Source organism: Streptomyces sp. NPDC056948, from assembly GCF_042674225.1.
Lineage (GTDB): Bacteria > Actinomycetota > Actinomycetes > Streptomycetales > Streptomycetaceae > Streptomyces > Streptomyces purpurascens.
This window is the reverse complement of record NZ_JBHUQX010000160.1, coordinates 1-19,238: the sequence shown is the minus strand read 5'-3', so window position 1 is coordinate 19,238 and position 19,238 is coordinate 1. Positions and strand designations below refer to the sequence as shown.

Annotated in this window: 17 protein-coding genes, 1 tRNA gene and 2 pseudogenes; 15 read left to right on the top strand and 5 right to left on the bottom strand. The window is 71.1% G+C overall.

The genetic code is table 11. The annotated features are described in order from the left end of the window. The 4 genes from ACFTZL_RS21505 to ACFTZL_RS21490 all read left to right on the top strand — a co-directional run. On the top strand, positions 1-1,047 hold a 1,047-nt coding region (locus tag ACFTZL_RS21505; RefSeq protein ID WP_382585064.1), incomplete at its 5' end, for an ABC transporter permease. A 5-nt stretch (positions 1,048-1,052) separates the two neighbouring features. Continuing rightward, positions 1,053-1,946 carry an ATP-binding cassette domain-containing protein gene (locus tag ACFTZL_RS21500; protein ID WP_382585061.1) on the top strand — a complete coding sequence of 298 codons (894 nt, stop codon included), beginning with the start codon at positions 1,053-1,055 and terminating at the stop codon, positions 1,944-1,946. A 1-nt stretch (position 1,947) separates the two neighbouring features. Then, positions 1,948-2,850, top strand: coding sequence for a sugar phosphate isomerase/epimerase family protein (locus tag ACFTZL_RS21495; protein ID WP_382585058.1), 903 nt, complete (start codon positions 1,948-1,950; stop codon positions 2,848-2,850). 18 nt (positions 2,851-2,868) lie between these two features. Beyond that, positions 2,869-3,891, top strand: a complete 1,023-nt coding sequence (locus ACFTZL_RS21490) for a Gfo/Idh/MocA family protein (protein WP_382585056.1) — start codon at positions 2,869-2,871, stop codon at positions 3,889-3,891. Between the two features lie 88 nt (positions 3,892-3,979). On the opposite strand, the gene ACFTZL_RS21485 is transcribed toward ACFTZL_RS21490, so the two are convergent. Continuing rightward, on the bottom strand, positions 3,980-4,996 hold the full coding sequence (locus ACFTZL_RS21485) for a Gfo/Idh/MocA family protein (protein ID WP_382585054.1): 1,017 nt from the start codon (positions 4,994-4,996) through the stop codon (positions 3,980-3,982). A 123-nt stretch (positions 4,997-5,119) separates the two neighbouring features. Here ACFTZL_RS21485 and ACFTZL_RS21480 point away from each other — a divergent pair, with 123 nt between their 5' ends. After that, on the top strand, positions 5,120-5,725 hold the full coding sequence (locus tag ACFTZL_RS21480) for a GPP34 family phosphoprotein (protein WP_382585051.1): 606 nt from the start codon (positions 5,120-5,122) through the stop codon (positions 5,723-5,725). A gap of 37 nt (positions 5,726-5,762) precedes the next feature. Here ACFTZL_RS21480 and ACFTZL_RS21475 read toward each other — a convergent pair whose 3' ends face one another. From ACFTZL_RS21475 to ACFTZL_RS21465, 3 genes are read right to left on the bottom strand one after another with little or no spacing between them, the layout of a single operon-like run. Beyond that, positions 5,763-6,767 (bottom strand): Gfo/Idh/MocA family oxidoreductase, encoded by a 1,005-nt coding sequence (locus ACFTZL_RS21475; protein ID WP_382585049.1) that lies wholly within the window; start codon positions 6,765-6,767, stop codon positions 5,763-5,765. A 50-nt stretch (positions 6,768-6,817) separates the two neighbouring features. Further along, positions 6,818-7,594 (bottom strand): SDR family oxidoreductase, encoded by a 777-nt coding sequence (locus ACFTZL_RS21470; protein WP_382585046.1) that lies wholly within the window; start codon positions 7,592-7,594, stop codon positions 6,818-6,820. Between the two features lie 8 nt (positions 7,595-7,602). Beyond that, a complete protein-coding gene (locus ACFTZL_RS21465) occupies positions 7,603-8,760 on the bottom strand; it encodes a phytanoyl-CoA dioxygenase family protein (protein WP_382585043.1) in 1,158 nt (385 codons plus the stop codon). A gap of 108 nt (positions 8,761-8,868) precedes the next feature. On the opposite strand from ACFTZL_RS21465, the gene ACFTZL_RS21460 reads away from it, so the two are divergent. Further along, positions 8,869-9,903, top strand: a complete 1,035-nt coding sequence (locus ACFTZL_RS21460) for a LacI family DNA-binding transcriptional regulator (RefSeq protein WP_382585040.1) — start codon at positions 8,869-8,871, stop codon at positions 9,901-9,903. Between the two features lie 25 nt (positions 9,904-9,928). Next, positions 9,929-10,540, top strand: coding sequence for a TMEM175 family protein (locus ACFTZL_RS21455; RefSeq protein WP_382585037.1), 612 nt, complete (start codon positions 9,929-9,931; stop codon positions 10,538-10,540). A 4-nt stretch (positions 10,541-10,544) separates the two neighbouring features. Here the strand turns inward: ACFTZL_RS21455 and ACFTZL_RS21450 are convergent, their stop codons facing one another. After that, positions 10,545-11,708, bottom strand: coding sequence for a Gfo/Idh/MocA family protein (locus tag ACFTZL_RS21450; protein ID WP_382585034.1), 1,164 nt, complete (start codon positions 11,706-11,708; stop codon positions 10,545-10,547). Between the two features lie 111 nt (positions 11,709-11,819). Between ACFTZL_RS21450 and ACFTZL_RS21445 the strand changes: the two genes are divergently transcribed. From ACFTZL_RS21445 to ACFTZL_RS21410, 8 genes and pseudogenes are all read left to right on the top strand, one after another. Continuing rightward, positions 11,820-12,824, top strand: coding sequence for a LacI family DNA-binding transcriptional regulator (locus tag ACFTZL_RS21445; RefSeq protein WP_382585031.1), 1,005 nt, complete (start codon positions 11,820-11,822; stop codon positions 12,822-12,824). Between the two features lie 136 nt (positions 12,825-12,960). Next, positions 12,961-15,729: a hypothetical protein gene (locus ACFTZL_RS21440; protein ID WP_382585029.1), complete on the top strand. Its 2,769-nt coding sequence runs from the start codon at positions 12,961-12,963 to the stop codon at positions 15,727-15,729. 11 nt (positions 15,730-15,740) lie between these two features. Beyond that, on the top strand, positions 15,741-16,700 hold the full coding sequence (locus ACFTZL_RS21435) for a M28 family metallopeptidase (protein ID WP_382585026.1): 960 nt from the start codon (positions 15,741-15,743) through the stop codon (positions 16,698-16,700). A gap of 18 nt (positions 16,701-16,718) precedes the next feature. Continuing rightward, positions 16,719-17,231: pseudogene (locus ACFTZL_RS21430) on the top strand (GntR family transcriptional regulator); the annotation flags it as partial. Continuing rightward, a pseudogene (locus tag ACFTZL_RS21425) lies at positions 17,209-17,319 on the top strand (catechol 2,3-dioxygenase); the annotation flags it as partial. The pseudogenes ACFTZL_RS21430 and ACFTZL_RS21425, both read left to right, overlap by 23 nt. 143 nt (positions 17,320-17,462) lie before the next feature. Further along, entirely contained in the window at positions 17,463-18,701 is a 1,239-nt protein-coding gene (locus ACFTZL_RS21420) for an MFS transporter (protein WP_382585067.1), read from the top strand. Positions 18,702-18,886: 185 nt separating this feature from the next. Continuing rightward, positions 18,887-19,120, top strand: a complete 234-nt coding sequence (locus tag ACFTZL_RS21415; RefSeq protein WP_382585023.1) for a hypothetical protein — start codon at positions 18,887-18,889, stop codon at positions 19,118-19,120. Positions 19,121-19,163: 43 nt separating this feature from the next. Further along, positions 19,164-19,237 (top strand) — tRNA-Pro (locus tag ACFTZL_RS21410). Position 19,238 lies beyond the last annotated feature (1 nt).

Below are 19,238 nucleotides of genomic sequence, written 5' to 3'. Positions count from 1 at the left end.
GTGGACACACCGCCGGCCCCCGGCCGGAAGCAGTCCGACGGCCGGACGCGGCAGCGCCCGCTGGCGCTGCGGCTGCTCGCCCGGCCCGAGGTCGGCGTCTTCCTCGGCGCCGTCGCCGTGCTCGTGTTCTTCCTGTTCACGGCGCCGCCGGTGCGCGACGGCAGCTCGATGGCCAACATCCTGTACCAGTCGTCGACCATCGGGATCATGGCGCTGCCCGTGGCGCTGCTGATGATCGGCGGCGAGTTCGACCTGTCGGCCGGTGTCGCCGTGATCACCTCGGCGCTGACCGCGTCGATGCTCAGCTACCAACTGACCCTGAACGTCTGGGTGGGCGTGATCGTCGCCCTGCTCGTGTCGCTCGCGATCGGCGCGTTCAACGGCTGGCTGCTGGTCAAGACCGGCTTGCCGAGCTTCCTGGTCACCCTGGGCACCTTCCTGATCCTGCAGGGCGTGAACCTCGCCGTCACCAAGCTGGTCACCGAGAACGTGGCCACCGACGACATCAGCGACATGGACGGCTTCGCCCAGGCGCAGAAGCTCTTCGCGTCGACCTTCAACGTCGGCGGGGTCAACGTCAAGATCACCGTGGTGTGGTGGCTGGTCTTCGCGGCCCTGGCCACCTGGGTGCTGCTGCGCACCAAGTACGGCAACTGGATCTTCGCGGTCGGCGGCAACAAGCATTCCGCCCGGGCCGTCGGCGTCCCGGTGACCTTCACCAAGATCTCCCTGTTCATGCTGGTCGGCTTCGGCGCCTGGTTCGTCGGCATGCACCAGCTCTTCTCGTTCAACACCGTGCAGTCCGGCGAGGGCGTGGGCCAGGAGCTCATCTACATCGCCGCCGCCGTCATCGGCGGCTGTCTGCTCACCGGTGGCTACGGCTCCGCGATCGGCCCGGTCTTCGGCGCCTTCATGTTCGGCATGGTGCAGCAGGGCATCGTCTACGCCGGCTGGAACCCCGACTGGTTCAAGGCCTTCCTCGGCGTGATGCTCCTCGGCGCCGTCCTCATCAATCTGTGGGTCCAGCGCACGGCGACCCGGAGGTGACCGCAATGACCAGCGAAGCAACCGCCACCGACGAGGCCGCCACCCAGGACGCCGCTCTCGTCGAACTCAAGGGCGCCGGCAAGTCCTACGGCAACATCCGCGCCCTGCACGGCGTCGATCTCACCGTCCACCCCGGCAAGGTGACCTGCGTCCTCGGCGACAACGGCGCCGGCAAGTCCACCCTCATCAAGATCATCTCCGGGCTGCACCAGCACACCGAGGGCCAGTTCCTCGTCGACGGCGCACCGGTGCGCTTCTCCACCCCGCGTGAGGCCCTCGACAAGGGCATCGCCACGGTGTACCAGGACCTCGCGGTCGTCCCGCTGATGCCGGTGTGGCGCAACTTCTTCCTCGGCTCCGAGATGACCAAGGGCCCCTGGCCGGTCCGCCGTCTCGACATCGAGAAGATGAAGAAGACCGCGGACGAAGAGCTGCGCAACATGGGCATCGTCCTGGACGACATGGAGCAGCCCATCGGGACGCTCTCCGGCGGCCAGCGCCAGTGCGTGGCCATCGCCCGCGCCGTCTACTTCGGCGCCCGCGTCCTGATCCTCGACGAGCCGACCGCCGCCCTCGGCGTCAAGCAGTCCGGTGTCGTGCTGAAGTACATCGCCGCCGCCCGCGAGAAGGGCCTCGGCGTCATCTTCATCACCCACAACCCGCACCACGCCTACATGGTCGGCGACCACTTCAGCGTGCTGCGCCTCGGCACCATGGAACTGTCCGCCTCCCGCAGCGAGGTCAGCCTCGAGGAGCTGACCAACCACATGGCCGGCGGTACCGAACTGGCCTCCCTCAAGCACGAGTTGGCGCAGGTACGCGGCGTCGACGTCGAAGAGCTCCCCGAGGCGGGAGACCTCACCGCCCCCGTAGCCACGTCTTCGGAAGGAAAGTCCTGACATGGCCCTCGCGCTCGACCGCATCCGGGTCGGCTCCGCCCCCGACTCCTGGGGCGTCTGGTTCCCCGACGACCCCCAGCAGGTGCCCTGGGTACGCTTCCTCGACGAGGTCGCCGAAGCCGGCTACTCGTGGATCGAACTCGGCCCGTACGGCTACCTGCCGACCGACCCGGCCCGGCTCACCGACGAGGTGACCAAGCGGAACCTGAAGGTCTCCGCCGGCACCATCTTCTGCGGTCTGCACCGCGGCCCTTCCGAGTGGGAGTCCACCTGGGAGCAGGTCAGCAACGTGGCCGCGCTCACCCAGGCGATGAACGCCGAGCACCTCGTCGTCATCCCGTCCTTCTGGCGCGACGACAAGACCGCCGAGATCCTGGAGTCCCCGGAGCTCACCACCGAGCAGTGGCGCAACCTCACCACGGGCATGGAGCGCCTCGGCCGCGAGGTGAAGGACAAGTACGGCCTGGACATCGTCGTCCACCCGCACGCCGACACCCACATCGACACCGAGGAGCACGTCGAGCAGTTCCTCGACTCGACCGACTCCGACGCGGTCAACCTCTGCCTGGACACCGGGCACTACGCCTACTGCGGCGGCGACAGCGTCAAGCTGATCGAGACGTACGGCGAGCGCATCGGCTACCTCCACCTCAAGCAGGTCGACCCGGAGATCCTCGCCGACGTGGTGAAGAACGAGGTGCCGTTCGGCCCCGCGGTGGCGCGCGGTGTGATGTGCGAACCGCCCGCCGGTGTCCCCGAGCTGGGCCCGGTCCTGACGGCCGCGCAGAAGCTCGGCGTGGACCTCTTCGCCATCGTCGAGCAGGACATGTACCCCTGCGAGCCGGACAAGCCGCTGCCGATCGCGGTGCGCACCCGTAAGTTCCTGAGGTCCTGCGGCGCCTGACGACCCGAAAGGACGGCCATGACTGAGCGCGCCACCACCCTTGGAGTCGCGGTCATCGGTACCGGAAGGATGGGCGCCGACCATGTGCGCCGCATCCATGAAGTCACCAGCGGGGCACGGGTGACAGCCGTCGTGGACGTCGACGCGGAGCGCGCGAAAGCCGTCGCCGCCCGCGTCGACGGCTGCGCCGCCTACACGGACCCGGCCGCCGCGATGGCGTCGGCCGACGTCGAGGCCGTCCTGATCGCCTCACCGGGCCCGGCCCACGAGGCCACACTCCTCGCCGCCTTCGAGCACGATCTGCCCGTTCTGTGCGAGAAGCCGCTCACCCCCGACGCGGCCTCCGCCCTGCGCGTCCTCGAAGCCGAAACGCGTCTCGGCCACCGCCGGGTCCAGGTCGGCTTCATGCGTCGCTACGACCCCGAGTACGCGAAGCTGAAGGCCCTGCTGGCAACCGGCCAGCTCGGCCGCCCGCTGATGGTGCACAACCGGCACCGCAACGCGGCCAGCCCGCCCTTCTTCACCAGCACCATGCTCGTCACCGACTCCGTCGCCCACGAGGCCGACGCGACCCGCTGGCTGCTCGGCCACGAGATCACGGCCGTCACGGTGCTGCGCCCGACGTCCTCCGCCAACGCCCCCGACGGGCTGCGCGATCCGCAGTTCGTCGTCTTCGAGACCGACGGCGGCGCCCTCTCCGACGTGGAGATCTTCGTCAACTGCGGCTTCGGCTACCAGGTCCAGGCCGAGGTGGTCTGCGAACGCGGCACCGCCCGCATCGGCGACGGCCACGCCCTGGTCACCAACATGGCCGGCCGCTGGGGCGGCACCATCGCCCAGGACTTCACCGAACGCTTCGAGACGGCCTACGACCACGAGATCCAGGCCTGGGTCGACGCCACCCGGCGCGGCGAGGTCACCGGCCCGGGCGTCTGGGACGGCTATGCCGCGGCGGCCGTGTGCGAGGCGGGTGTACGGGCGCTGGAGGACGGCGGCCGGGTCGAGGTCGAACTCGCGGAGAGACCCGCGCTGTACGCGTGAACGCTGTATGCGTGGAAAGGGCCCGGGGTCACGCCCCGGGCCCTCTCTCTTTCTTTCCTTTTCGTGATTCCGCGTTTCCGTGGGTGCGTCAGATCCTGGTCCGTGGCCGGGGATCGAACCCGGCCTTCCGGTAAAAGGCGTCGATGAGCTCCATGGTCGTCACCGCGTCGTCCGCGTCCAGCGGCAGCGGAGCACCCTCCCGAACCCGGGCGGCGAACGCCTCAAGCTGGTAGGTGTACGACGAGCGTGTCCCGAGCCGTTCCGTGCGCTCGCCCTCCGGGGTGCGGACCACGATCCGGTCGTCCAGCTGGGGCAGCACGAAGTTCGCGGCCGTCGCCTCGCCCCGGGAGCCGACGATCCGGATGCTCATGTCCAGCCCGTCGTACGCCATGTGACAGCGGGCGGAACCCGTCGCGCCGCCGGGGAACTCCAGATCGGCGTCCAGCCACTCGTCGACCCCGGGCGCGCCCGCCCGCTCCCCGCCCCGGGCCCCGGCCGGACGCGGTGCGCCGCCCGCCCAAGGGGCCAGCATCCGCAGCGCGTGCAGGCCGTAGCAGCCCAGGTCCATCAGGGCGCCGCCGGCCAGCGGCAGCGACCAGCGCGGGTCGGTGTCCGGCGGTGCGGCGATGGCGACCATGGCCTCGGCGTGCCGCAGTTCGCCGAGTTCACCCGATGCCAGCAGCTCGTGCAGGCGGCGGGTGACGGGATGGAAGAGGTAGTGGAAGGCCTCCATGAAGACCGTCCCGGCCTCTTGGGCGGCCTGCCGTACCTCCGCCGCCTCCTCCGTGTTGCTCGCCGACGGCTTCTCCGACAGGACGTGCTTGCCCGCCGCGAGGGCGGCCAGGTTCCACGGGCCGTGCAGGCCGTTGGCGAGCGGGTTGTAGACGACGTCGATCTCCGGATCGGCCACCAGCTCGGCGTACGACCCCGCCACCCGCTCCACACCATGCCCGGCGGCGAACGCCTCGGCGCGGGCACGGTCGCGGGCGGCCACCGCGACGAGGCGGTGGCCGGTCGCCCGGGCCGGGTCGATCAGGGAGCGTTCGGTGATCCGCGCGGCTCCCAGCAGTCCTATGCGCAGTGGTTCCCGGACAGGTTCGCTCATGCCTGGCATGTCTCCTAGATCGTCACGGGACGGTGCTCGTGCCTCGACAGTGTGTACAAAGATCCTTGTCGCCCCTCGGGTGGCAGCGGCGTAGCGTGATCAGTGCCTGCGAGGGGAGCGGTGATGGGTACAGCACGCGACCTGATGATCGTGGCGATGGACGCGGCCACGAGCCGAGAGGTGACGCAGGGCGACCTGTCGCTCGGGCTGGCCGGGGGCGAGGTGATCGACTTGCTCGGCGCCGAGGCGGTGACGCTGGACGGCGACCGCATCCTGCCCCGCCCGGCGCCGCCCCTCGACGACCCTCTGCTGGAGCAGGCCGCTACGGCGCTCGTGCGCGACAAGCCGTACGAGCCGATCGAGGACTGGCTGTGGCGCAGGGGCCGTGGACTGGCCCAGGAGTACTCGACCGTCCTCGAGGAAGAGGGGGTCGTCTCACGGCCCCGGGCCTCCTGGATCCCCTTCCGCCGCAGCACCGGGCCGGCGCCGGCCGAGTCCCCCGCCCGGCAGCGCGCCCGGCACCGCCATACGACCGACGAGCCGGTGCTCGCCGCACTCGCGGCGGCCGTCGGAGTGCGCGACGAGGTGCCCGAGGACCTCCCCGTGCCCGACGACGCGTCCCAGGCCGTGCTCGCCGCGGTGGTCGACGCCGTGACGGAGCTGGGCGCCGTCCGCCACCGGCGGGCCATCGAGGACGAGGCGTTCGCCAACGTCTGGCGCGCTCCGTGAGCCGCTGGGTGCCGGGGCCCGCCCCCGGAGCGGAACATCAGACCGCCCGTACCTCCTCGATGGTCACGGGACGGTGCTCGCGCAGCGACAGGGTGCACGCGTCGGCGATCCAGCCCGCCTCCAGCGCGTCCTCGATCGTGCAGGGGGAGGGGCGGGTGCCGGCGACGACCTCGGTGAACGCGGTCAGTTCGGCCCGGTAGGCCTCGGTGAACCGGTCCATGAAGAAGTCGTGCGGGGTGCCCGCGGGGAAGGTCACGCCCGGCTCGACCGAGCGCAGCGGCAGCTTGTCCTCCAGGCCGACGGCGATGGAGTCCGTGAAACCGTGGATCTCCATGCGGACGTCGTGACCACGGGCGTTGTGGCGGGAGTTGGAGACCACCGCGATCGTGCCGTCGTCGAGGGTGAGGATCGCGCCGGTGGTGTCGGCGTCGCCGGCCTCCTTGATGTAGTCGGCGCCGCGGTTGCCGCCGACGGCGTACACCTCCGTCACCTCACGGCCGGTCACCCAGCGGATGATGTCGAAGTCGTGCACCGAGCAGTCGCGGAAGATGCCTCCGGAGGCGGCGATGTACGCGGCCGGCGGCGGCGCGGGGTCCAGCGTGGTCGACCGCACGGTGTGCAGCTTGCCCAGCTCACCGGCCTGGACGGCGGCCCGCGCGGCGACGAACCCGGCGTCGAAACGGCGGTTGTAGCCGATCTGGATCGGCACGTCCCTGCCCTGGACGGCCTTGAGCACCTCGACGCCCTCGCTCATGGTCTTGGCGACGGGCTTCTCGCAGAAGACGGGGACACCCGCCTCGACCCCGGCCAGGATCAGCGCCGGGTGGGCGTCGGTCGCCGCCGCGACGACGATGCCGTCCACGCCGGCGGCCAGCAGGGCCTCGGGCGAGTCCACGACCTCGGCGCCGAACCGCTCGGCCGCGGCCTTGGCGGCACCCGCGAACGGGTCGGTGACGACGAGCGACTCGACGGCGTCGAGCCCGGAGAGGGTCTCGGCGTGAAAGGCGCCGATACGGCCGAGGCCGAGGATTCCGATACGCATGGGTATTGCTCCTAGGTGTGAACGGGGGGTGGTGCTACGCGCTCTGTTCCTCAGTCGAGTCCACCGAGCACGTTCTGATCCCAATCGATGATCGACCCGGTGACCACCCCGGACCGATCCGACAGCAGGAGGACCACGAAGTCGGCGATCTCGTCCGGCTGGCCCAGCTTGCCCATCGGCAACTTCTCCGCGGCCTGCTCACGCCAGTCGTCCCCGGCCCCGTGGAACGCCCGCTGCGTCGCGTCCTCGCCCTCCGTCGCGGTCCAGCCGATGTTCAGCCCGTTGATCCGGACCCGGTCCCACCGGTGCGCGTGCGCGGCGTTGCGGGTCAGCCCGATCAGCCCCGCCTTCGCGGCGACGTACGGCGCCAGAAACGGCTGCCCGCCGTGTGCCGACGACGTGATGATGTTGACGACCGTGCCGGGTGCCTCGCGCGCCACCATGTCCGCGACCGCCGCCTGCATGGCGAAGAACGGTCCCTTGAGGTTGATCCCGATGTGCTGGTCGAACAGCTCGGGCGTGGTGTCCAGCAGCGTCCCGCGGGAGGTCAGCCCGGCGGAGTTCACGAGGCAGTCGACGCGGCCGTACGCCTGGACGACCCGGGCCACGGAGGCCTTCGCCTGCTCGGCGTCCGACAGGTCGGCCCGTATGTACAGGGCCTTGCCGCCCGCGGCGATCAGCTCCTCCACCAGGGCCTCGCCCGGCTCGGGGCGCCGCCCGGTGACGGCCACGACCGCCCCCTCGCGGACCGCGGCCCGCGCGACGGCGGCGCCGACGCCCTGGCTGCCGCCGTTGACCAAAACGACCTTGTCGTCGAGAAGTCCCACAGAGTTCCTCAGCTCTCTCGCCGTTCGGTTCCGGCCCGCAGCTCCGCGCGGAGCGTCTCCGGTGTCCACCCCTCGCGCAGCGCACGCCGCAGGAGATCCGCCTGAGAGGGCGGGGCCAGACCGTCGACCGGCGGGTCGCTGTCGAGGTTGGTGGGGAAGGGGTAACCTTCGGCGCTCGCCGCGATCACCCGGTCCAGCCATGCCTGGTCGGCGCCCTCGGCCCGGCGCTCGAGCAGCGCCGGGTACACCGCGTTCGTCACGGCCTCCCGGTCCACCGTCTCCATCGCGCGCCCGAACGCGGACGACACCTGCAGCAGGTTGGCCATGCGCCGGATGCCCGCCGAGCGGTTGGTGCCGGCGGCGTGGAAGAGGGCCGGGTTGAAGAAGACCGCGTCGCCCTTCGCGAGCGGGAGCTGCACCTGGTGTTCCTCGAAGTACGCCCGGAACTCGGGGAGCCGCCAGGCGAGATAGCCCGGCTCGTACTTCTGCGAGTGCGGCAGGTACATCGTCGGCCCGGACTCCACCGGCATGTCGCAGTGCGCGACCGCGCCCTGGAGGGTCAGCACGGGGGAGAGGCGGTGCACGTGCGCGGGGTAGGCGGCCGCGACCTCGTTCGACAGGAAGCCCAGGTGGTAGTCGCGGTGCACGCTCTGCGCGGCGCCGCCCGGGTTGACCACGTTGAGCTGGGAGGTGACCTGATAGCCCGGGCCCAGCCAGGCCGTGGCGACCAGCGCGAGCACCTCGTTGGCGTAGTAGTCGGCGAAGGTCTCCGCGTCGTACAGGGCCGCCTTCTCCAGCGCGTTCCACACCCGGTCGTTGGCGCCCGGCTTCGCGAAATGGTCACCGGCCGTCGCGCCCGAGGCGCGCTGCTCGGCGATCAGCGCCTCGAACACGGCGGTGGCCCGGTCCACGACGCCCGGGTCGGGAAAGGCACCGCGGAAGACGACGATGCCGGGACCGTCGGCCAGCGCGCGGGACAGCTCGGCCTGGACCACCCGGTCGCCCTCGAGCAGACCGGCGTCGTAGACGGGCACGTTCCGCTCCACGGCGGAGGCATGCGGACAGTCGGCGGGGTCCGTCGCCTGCTCGACCAGCGCGCGGAACGCGTCGAGGTCGCAGTCCTGCTCGGACAGCCAGGCACGGTGGTGTACGGAAGTGAAGGACATCGTCGTCCCTTCGGGGTCACGGAGCGACGCAGCCCTGTCATTCTTGTCAGTACAAACCCCTCGAACAACCAGCAGGCAGCCATCAAAAACCCCTCAAGGAGCCGGCGCATGGGCCACCCCTTCCCGATCCGGGAGATCGCTCGTCAGGCGGGACTGAGCGAGGCGACCGTCGACCGGGTGCTCAACGGCCGGGGCGGGGTGCGGGAGAGCACCGCGGGGGAGGTGCGCCGCGCGATAGCGGACCTGGACCGGCAGCGCACGCAGGTCCGGCTCGTCGGCCGGACGTTCATGGTCGACATCGTGATGCAGGCACCCGAGCGCTTCACTACGGCGATCCGCGCCGCACTGGAGGCCGAGCTGCCGTCCCTGCACCCGGCGGTGCTGCGCTCCCGCTTCCACTTCCGCGAGACAGGCCCGGTCGGGGAACTGGTGCGGACCCTGGACCGGATCGCCCGGCGCGGCTCGCAGGGAGTGATCCTCAAGGCCCCGGACGTCCCGGAGGTCACCGCGGCCGTCGGCCGGCTCGAAGCCGCGGGCATCCCGGTCGTGACCCTGGTGACCGACCTGCCCGCCAGCGCCCGCCGTGCCTATGTCGGCATAGACGACCGGGCGGCGGGGGCGACGGCCGCGTATCTGATGGGACAGTGGCTAGGCGACCGGCCGGGCAACATCCTCACCAGCCTCAGCAGCGGCTTCTTCCGCAACGAGGAGGAGCGCGAGATGGGCTTCCGCGGTGGGATGCGCGCCCGGCACCCCGAGCGCACGCTGGTCGAGATCGCCGAGGGACAGGGCCTCGACGCCACCCAGTACGACCTCGTCCGGGCCGCGCTGGAACGCGACCCGGACATCCGCGCGGTCTACTCGATCGGCGGCGGCAACATCGCCACGCTCAGGGCGTTCGAGGACCTCGGCCGCGAGTGCGCCGTGTTCGTCGCGCACGACCTCGACCACGACAACACCCGGCTGCTGCGCGAGCACCGCCTGTCCGCCGTGCTCCACCACGACCTGCGCCAGGACGTACGCGAGGCCTGCCACACGGTCATGCGGGCGCACGACGCGCTGCCGCCTGCGGGACCGACCCTGCCGTCCGCGATCCAGGTGGTGACGCCGTACAACATGCCGCCGCAGGCCGCGGGTGTGTGAGGCGGGGTGCCTTACGGTCGTGCCCATGTGGACATCGCGCCCGGACGGCGGGCCCGGCCGGTTGCTGACGCTCGCCGACGGCGTGTTCGCCATCGCCGTCACGCTGCTCGTCCTGGACCTCTACGTACCGCGGGGACTGGACGCGGCCCAGTACGACCAGGCCCTGCGCCGGCTGCTACCGGACCTCGGGGCCTACGCGCTCAGCGTCACGGTGCTCGGCAGCTTCTGGCACGACCATCGCAGGATCTTCCGTGATGTGCGGGAGATCGACGGACAGGTGATCACCCTGTCCATCGCCGGACTGGGCGTCGCGGCCCTGGTGCCCTTCCCGACCAGGCTGCTCGCGGAGTACGGCGACGAGCCCGTCTCGGTCGCCGTCTACGCGGCGGCGGTCGCCGCACTGGGCGCGAGCCACCTGGCGCTGGCCGCCCTCCTGGCCAAACGCCCCTGGCTCCGCGACGACACCCCCTCCGAGGCCGGTACCACGCTCTACCTCGTCGACAGCGCCACCATGGTGGTGGTGTTCGCCGCGACCGTCCCGCTGGCCCTGGTGGTGGGGTCGCACGCCATGTGGCTGTGGCTCGTCCTCGTCCCGGTGAGGTTCCTCCTCGGCCGCCGCCTCCAGAAGCAGGCCTGAAGCGTCATGCCCCCGCGGACACGTCCGCCCACGCACCACTGGCCGCCGACCGCGCCATCGCGTCCAGCGCGGCCGCACTGTGCACGGCGTCCGTGAGCGTCGCCCCGTGCGGGGTGCCCTCCGCGACCGAGCGAAGGAAGCGGGACGCCTCGATGACCTTCAGGTCGTCGTACCCCATCGAGTTCGCCGCACCCGGCTGGAACGCGGCGAACTCCCCGTGGCCCGGGCCGACGTACACCGTGGTGACGGACTGGTCCTGGTACGTGGTGCCGCGGCTGATGCCCAGTTCGTTCATGCGGCGAAAGTCCCAGAACACCGCGCCCTTCGTGCCGTGCACCTCGAAGCCGTAGTTGTTCTGCTCGCCGACCGAGACCCGGCAGGCCTCCAGGACACCGCGCGCCCCGGAGGCGAAGCGCAGCAGGCAGCTCACGTAGTCCTCGTTCTCGACGGGGCCGATTTCCCCTCCGGAGGCGCGGCTGTGGCCGGCCGTGGCGCCGGTCGGGCGGGCCCGCTCCGGCAGGAAGATCGCGGTGTCGGCGGTGAGGGACGTGATGTCACCGAGCAGATGCCGGGCCAGGTCGGTGCCGTGCGAGGCCAGGTCGCCCAGCACCCCGCTGCCGCCCCGCTCCCGCTCGTACCGCCAGGTCAGCGCACCCTCGGGATGAGCCGCGTAGTCGCTGAACAGCCGGATGCGGACATGGGTGACCGAGCCGATCTCCCCGGAGGCGATCAGCTCGCGGGCCGCTTCGACGGCGGGCGCGTTGCGGTAGTTGAAGCCGACGGTGCCCTGCACGCCCGCCTTGGCCACCGCGTCCGCCACCGCACCGGCGTCCTCGGCGGTCAGACCCACCGGCTTCTCGATCCAGATGTGCTTGCCCGCCTCGGCCATGGCGACGCCGATCTCGCGGTGCAGGAAGTTCGGCGCGGTGATGCTGACGGCCTTGACCCGCGGGTCGGCGACCACCTCGCGCCAGTCACGCGTCGTCGAGGCGAACCCGAACTGCGCGGCGGCCTCCTCCGCCCGGCCCGGCACCTCCTCGGCGACCGTCACCAGCTCCGGGACGAGGGGCAGCCGCGGATAGTGGTGCCGCACACGCGCGTACGCCTGGGTGTGCACCCGCCCCATCCAGCCGAATCCGATGACGGCGACGCCGAGCGTGTCCACCATGAGAGCCCCTCTTTGGACCGTTCCAGAACCTGTCCAGGCCACCCTGAGCGCGGTTTCCCGTAGCTGTCAAGCCTTTGACAAGCCCTGGACCCACATGGAACGGTCCATCCCATGAGACCGCCGACGATCCGTGACGTGGCCGAACGGGCCGGCGTCTCCAAGTCGCTGGTCTCCCTGGTGCTGCGCGGCTCCGACCAGGTGCGCCCCGAGAAGCGGGAAGCCGTGCTCCGGGCCGCCCGGGAGCTCGGCTACCGGCCCAACGCCGCCGCCCGCAGTCTCAGCGAACAGCGCACCCGCACGGTCGGCGTCCTCCTCAACGATCTGCGCAACCCTTGGTTCGTCGACCTCCTCGACGGCCTGAACTCCCTGCTGCACGCCCACGGCCTGCACATGCTCCTGGCCGACGCGCGCCTCAACCGCCGCACCGGCCAGGACCCGGCCGACCCGCTGCTGGACCTGCGCGTCGACGGGCTGGTCGTGGTCGGCACCCTGCCCGACCCGGCCGCCCTTGGCGCGGTCGCCGCGCGCATGCCGGTCGTCCTGGCGGGCGCCCGCGAGCCGGTGCCGCCCGGGGTGGACCAGGTCGCGGGCGACGACGAGAAGGGCGCCCGGCTGGTCACCGAGCACCTCATCGGCCTCGGCCACCGCCGTATCGCACACCTCGCCGGCTACGGAGCCGTCGGCGAACTGCGCCGCCGCAGCTTCGAGGCGACGATGCGGGAGCACGGCCTGGCGGACCGGGCCGTCATCGAGACCGGCGACATGACCGAGGAGGGCGGCTACCGCGCCGCCGTCCGCCTCCTCAACCGCCCCGACCGGCCCACGGCCGTCTTCGCCGTCAACGACATCACCTGCGTCGGCGCCCTCTCGGCGGCGGAGGAACTCGGCCTGCGCGTCCCGCGCGACGTCTCCCTCGTCGGCTACGACAACACGAGCATCTCCCGGCTGCGCCATCTGTGGCTCACCACCGTCGACAACGCCGGCCACGAGGTAGGCCGCCGCGCCGCCCGCTTCCTCCTCGACCGTTTCGAACGGCCCGGGGGAGAGGGGCGCGTGCACCTGGCGACGCCGACGCTGGAAGTCCGGGGAACGACGTTTCGTTTTCAACGAGGCTGATTCCGGCGGGATTTCCCGAGTCGCCGGCCCTGACAGGCGGGACTAGAATTTATCCCGACACCCCCAAATCCGAGAGTGCCAAGGCGGCTTGGCGTCTTCTTCTCTTTCCCTCCAGATTCGCTGGAGGAGGCATCTCATGAATGCGCACCACTCCGGACAGCAGAGGAACATGCCGGGCCCGGAGGCCCACAAGCCGCTGAGAATGGTTCCGGGTGTGGGCGAACACGCGGACGCCGACGGTGTTCTGCGGACCTACGTGGATCCCGGGGCGACCCTGACCCGCGCGCCGACGGCTCGCAAGGCCATCGACCGTTTCATGAAGGCGCGCTCCCAGGACCTCAGGACCGGGCGCATCGACCTGCGCGAGGTGGACTCCGCCGAGGGCGCGGCCACCCTGCGCGTGCGCTACCAGCAGTTCCACCACGACCTGCCGATCGTGGGCGCCACCGTCCAGGCCGTGGCCGATGTGAACCAGGCCGCCGTCATCCAGGTCGACCACACGGCGGAGGTCGATGTCACGGGTGCCCCCGACCCCGGTACGGCCCGGCCGCTCGACGCCGTGCGGAAAAACGCCCTCGCGCCGTTCCAGGGCGATTTCGCATCCGCCGGAATCGTCAGGGACGAGCTGGTGTACCTGCGGGACACGGCCAGGCCCCCGTTGCCGGAGAGCGACTATCCCAGCGCGACGGTCGCCTTGCTGAAAAAGGGGCAGAAGCCCGACGACGCCCTCCATCTCGTCCACGATCTGCTCGTCGAGACCACGGGCCCCTTCGAACATTTCCGGGTCGTCATGGACGCCGTCTCCGGCAAACTGCTCTGGCTCGCCCTGGCGGGGAAATACGTGACGGCCGGCCTCAGAGTCTTCATGCCCGACCCCGTCACCGCGTCCGACGACGCCACCGTGCACGGCGGTTCCAGCGCGGCCACCCTCGACACCTCCTGCCGGGACGTCCAGGCGGAGGTCGCTCCGGCCGCCGGGGGCAGATTCCGGCTCGACGGGGACTGGTTCCGGTGCACCGACTGGGACACCCCGGCCTTCCCCCAGCCGGAGGAGACGTCGCCGGACTTCAGCTACCGGCCCTACCCCGCCGACCGTGCCTTCCTGAGCGCCAACGCCTACTACTGGCTCGACTCCTTCGCGCGCTATCTGCGCACCCTGGGCAACACGACGCTCAACACCAACATGGCCAAGGTCGAGGTCGACGCCCAGGCCTATGACGGCCAGGACCAGAGCGAGTGGCACGGCACGCTGACACCTCCGCGGATCCGCTTCGGCGAGGGCGGCGCCCCCGACGCGGGTGACCTCGGCGTCATCGGCCACGAGTACACCCACGGCGTGTTCGACTGGCTCGACGCCCAGCACGGCGGCTCCGGCTCGTACGAGCACAGCGTCTGCGACGCGCTGCCCGCGATCTACCGCGACCGGTTCAACCCCGGCGGGCACCGGCGCACCGAGACGTTCCCCTTCGACAACAACGCGACCGACCGGTGGAGCACCGAACGACGGCTCGACGTCCCCCAGCGCTTCGACGCCCCGGCGTTCAACGGCTTCGGCGTCAACCTGCGCAACTCGATGCTCGGCACCGCACTGTGGCGGTGCTACCTGGGCATGGGAGGCGACTCGCCCGATCCCGCCGTACGGATCGCGGCGGCCGACGCGATCAACAGGACGATGCTGGAGATGCTGCTCATCGTGCCGGACGACACCTCCTCGGGGCGCGGCCATGCCGTGAGCATGGCCAGGGGCTGCATCACGGCCGACTCGACGCTCACCGGCGGCCTCTACAGCAAGGTGATGGACGAGGCCTTCGTGAACCAGGGACTGTGGGCGCCGCGGCCGGTGGACGTCTACATCGGGGACAACCCCGCCGACCTCGGCACAGTGCCGAGCGGTGTCCCGTTCTGGGAGTCGCCGGACATCTGGGTCCGCAACAACGACATCACCACGGGAGACAATCCCGAGCTCGGCCACGAGCCGCCCGTCAACGACCGGCCCAATTTCCTCTATGTGCGGGTGCACAACCGAGGGACCCAGGAGGCCGCGAGCGGGGCGTTCCAGGTGGAGGCGTTCCGGTGCGATCCGGGCACGGGGATGCTCTGGCCGACGCACTTCCGGTCGCTGGGCACCGTGGTGATCGACCAGCCGATCCCCGCGGGCGGGGCGGTGCGGGTGGGGCCGCTCGTGTGGACCCCGCAGATCGCCGACCACGAATGCCTGGTCGCCGTCGTGCACGGAGCCCCCGACCCCGCGATCACCGCCACCCTCAACGGGCCGGTGCCGCACGGGCACCTGGTGCGCTTCGACAACAACGTGGCGCAGCGGAACGTGGCGCCCCAACTGGTCACACCGGGCGGCAAGACACACATGTCGATCACGCTGCGCGGCGGCCTCGCCAAGACCGCCGGTTCCTGGCATCTCGACGCGACCGCCCTGCCGGACGACACCCGGGTCTCGATCCGCACGCTGACCCGCATCACGCAGGACGCGAAGCTGACCGGCTGCACCGTGACCGAGACGGGCGCCGTGCGCTCCACGCTGGAGATTCCCGGAGGCGGGACGGCCGTCGTCGACGGGTTCACGCTGGCGCCCGACGACCGGGTGGCGGCCGACATCACCATCGACTTCTCCCAGAACGCGGAGCACCTCCGGCTCTATCCGTTCGTGGCCACCCAGTACCAGGACGGGCTGATCGCGGGGCGGATGACCATCCAGATCACGGCCGTGAAGGAACTGGAGGACTTCTTCTTCGGCAACCCGCGCAGCGGCGAACTGCACGTCTCCACCTGCCCGCACTGGTCCAGGCTCGGCGCCGGCAGCAAGGTGCCGTTCCTGCGCGCCGAGGACGCGTTCGCCCGCGGCTACAACGGCTGTGCCTACTGCCGGCCCGACCTCCACACCGGCTGAGGAGGCAGAAGATGGACCGCGACGTACTCGAGGGCCTGCCCCTCGCGCCACCGCTCAAGGGCCACCCGCCCAGCCCCGCCGAACCCTTCGTGCCGGCGGAACGCGGGGTGGCGGGCAAGCGGGCGGACGAGTCGATCGCCCCGCTCGTGGCGTCGGTATCGGCGGATGCGCTGCGCGACACCGTGGAGGCACTGGCGAACTTCCCGACGCGGCACACCTTCTCGCCGTTCATCGGACCGGCGGCCGACGAGGTATCCGGCCGGCTGTCGGCGGCGGGATACCCGGAGGTGACCAGACGCACCTGGGCCAACGCCGGTCACAGCGCCGACAACGTGATCTGCACCAAGCCCGGCACGGCGGCCGAAGAGCCCGTCATCATCCTGTGCGCCCACTACGACTGCCGCATGCAGGACCCGGGCGACGCCACGGCCCGAGCGCCGGGCGCGGACGACAACGCCAGCGGGGTGGCCGCGATCCTCGAGATCGCCCGCCTGCTCGCCCCGGTCGCCCTGGCCGGCACGGTCAGGTTCGTGGCCTTCTCCGGCGAGGAGCAGGGACTGTGGGGGGCCACGGCGTACGCGGCGGCGCTCCAGGCCGAGGGGACCTCGGCCTGCCGGGTGGTGAACCTGGACATGGTGGGCAGACCTCCGACGGACGGCACCGTGACGGTGGAGCGAGACCTGGGGAACGCCGTGCCGGGCAACGACGCGGCCTCGCACGCCTTCGGCGCGGTCATGGCGCAGGCGGCGGCGGACCACACGGCGCTGCCGGTGCGGCTCGGCCCCATCTTCGCCAGTGACTACATGCCGTTCGAAGCGCGGGGAGACGTGGCGATCGGCGCGTACGAAGGGGAGGGGAACCCCCACTACCACCGGACCTCCGACGCTCCGGACACGCTCGACTACGGCTATCTCGCCGACATCACGAGATTCACCCTGGCGACCGTACTCGCCGAAGCCCTCCCTGAATGAGCCCTGAATAAGCCCTGGATGAGCCCTGCCCGTCCGAGCACCGGAGAGCAGGCCGAGCAGCACGCGCTCGCGCAGCTGCGGCAGGCGATCCTGCGCGGCGAGATGGCACCGGCGCAGCGGCTGGTGGAGAACGAACTCGCCGAGCAGTTCGGTGTGACGAGGGCCAGCATCCGGGCGGCACTCATCGATCTGGAGGCCCAGGGACTGGTCGAGCGGATCCGCAACCGCGGTTCGCGGGTGCGGGTGGTGACCGTGGAGGAAGCGGTCGCCATCACCGAGTGCCGCATGGCCCTGGAAGGGCTGTGCGCGGCGAAGGCGGCCGTGGCGGCGAGCGATGAGCAACTGGCCGAACTGACGGTCCTCGGCACGGCGATGACCAAGGCCGTGGCAGACGGCGAGCCGGTCACCTACTCGGACCTCAACCACGAACTGCACGCCCGCGTCCGGGAGTTCTCCGGCCAGCGGACGGCCGTGGAACTGCTGGAGCGGCTCATGGACCGGCTCGACGGGGCGCCTGCACCACATCGCCTTCGCCACCGACACCCGCGAGGACATCCTGCGTGCCGCCGATCTCGCCATCGACACCGGCGTGTTCATCGAGACGGGCCCGCACAAGCACGCCATCCAGCAGACGTTCTTCCTGTACGTCTACGAGCCCGGCGGTAACCGCGTGGAACTGTGCAACCCGCTCACCCGCCTGGTGCTGGCCCCCGACTGGCCGTTGATCATTTGGACCGAGGCGGAGCGCGCCAAGGGCCAGGCCTGGGGGCTGAAGACCATCGAGTCCTTCCACACACACGGGACACCGTCCTCTTCGACGGCCTCGACATGTTCATCTACGGCTCGGTACTGCCCCACATGCTGGCGGAGCAGGCCCTCGGCATCACCCCGGACCAGGCCGGAGACCTCGGCGGCTACGCCACCTTCGGCATGCTGGTCGGCGCCCTCACCGCGGGCACGGTCGCCGACCGGATCGGCCGCAAGAAGCTGATGGTCGGCTGCGTCACCCTCTTTTCACTGGCCTCCGGCCTGTGCGCGATCGCCAACGGCGTCGCGGTGTTCGGCCTCGGCCGCACCCTGGCCGGCATCGGTCTCGGAGGCCTGCTGCCCACCGCGATCAGTATGGTCTCCGACTACGCCCCGCGCGGCCGCGGGGCCCTCACCATCGGCCTGCTGATGACGGCTCACCACACCGGCGGCATCCTGTCCGCCTACGTGGCCCTGTGGGTCGTCGAGCCGCACGGCCGGCGCGCCGCGTTCTGGGTCTGCGTCGCCCCGCTGCTCTTCGTGCCGGTGCTCGCGAAGTTCCTGCCCGAGTCGCTCGGCTTCCTGCTCGCCAAGGGCCGCACCGAGGAGGCGCACGCACTGGCGAGCCGCTACGACGTCGAACTCCCCGCGGCGAAGACGGGAGACGCCGCACCCGCCCCCTCCCGCTGGGCCTCACTGGCCCACCTGTTCCGCGGCGGCGAGTGGATCCAGACCCTGCTCTACTGGGCCGCGTCCTTCGGCGGCCTGCTCCTCGTCTACGGCGTCGCCACCTGGCTGCCCACCCTGATGCGCGGCGAGGGCTACGAACTCGGCTCCGCCCTCACCTTCGTCGTCCTGTTCAACCTCGGCGGCATCGTCGGCATGCTGGTCGCGGGACGGGCCGCCGACAGGTTCGGCGCCCCGCGCAGCTCGGCGATCTGGTTCGCGCTGACGGCCGCCGGCGTCTTCCTCAACAGCGCCCAGACCATGATCTACGCGACCGTCTCCATCCGCTCGGCCCCTCAGAGCCGCGCCACCGCCGTCGGCTGGACCTCCGGCATGGGCCGCTTCGGGGCCGTCTTCGGGCCGTGGCTCGGCGGCCAGTTGCTCGCCGCGAACCAGGGCGACCGGGGCTTCACCGCCTTCGCGCCGGCGGGCGTGTCCTCCATGGTCTTCATCGGCCTGGCCGCGATACGCGGTGCGCGCCGGCCGGCCGGGGACAGCACGGGCCGGGCGCTGATCGGCGCGCACTGACCGGGGGAGCGGGCCACGGGGCCGTTGACGGACATCAGGCGATAAGGGGCACATCGCCTGGTGTCCGTCTCAACCCGTATGCCCTGGTAGGGAGTTGCCTTCGACTTCGCGTATTGTTTGCGGCATATGCCCGGGAGCTGAGCTCCCCAGGGCGCGCGATCGCGCAGGTGAAGGGGGATCACGACGTGGACGAGACGCGGCAACGACCCGTCCGGCGTGCCGGACTGATCGGGGGTGCCGTCCCGGCACTCCTGGCCGTCGCGGCCTGTGCCGGCCATGCGACCAAGGCGGAGATCCCCTGGTGGGCCGTCCTCGCCGTCGCCGTCTCGACCGTGGGCCTCGCCGGCCGGACCGGGACCCAGATCGGCCAGGGTCACCACGAGGGCCGCGAGGCTGAGGCCCCTCCCCGGGTGCGGTAGGGTTGACCTGCGTGATCACGCGGTTCACCCGCGCGAGACGCAGCGGGACGTGGCGCAGCTTGGTAGCGCACTTGACTGGGGGTCAAGGGGTCGCAGGTTCAAATCCTGTCGTCCCGAC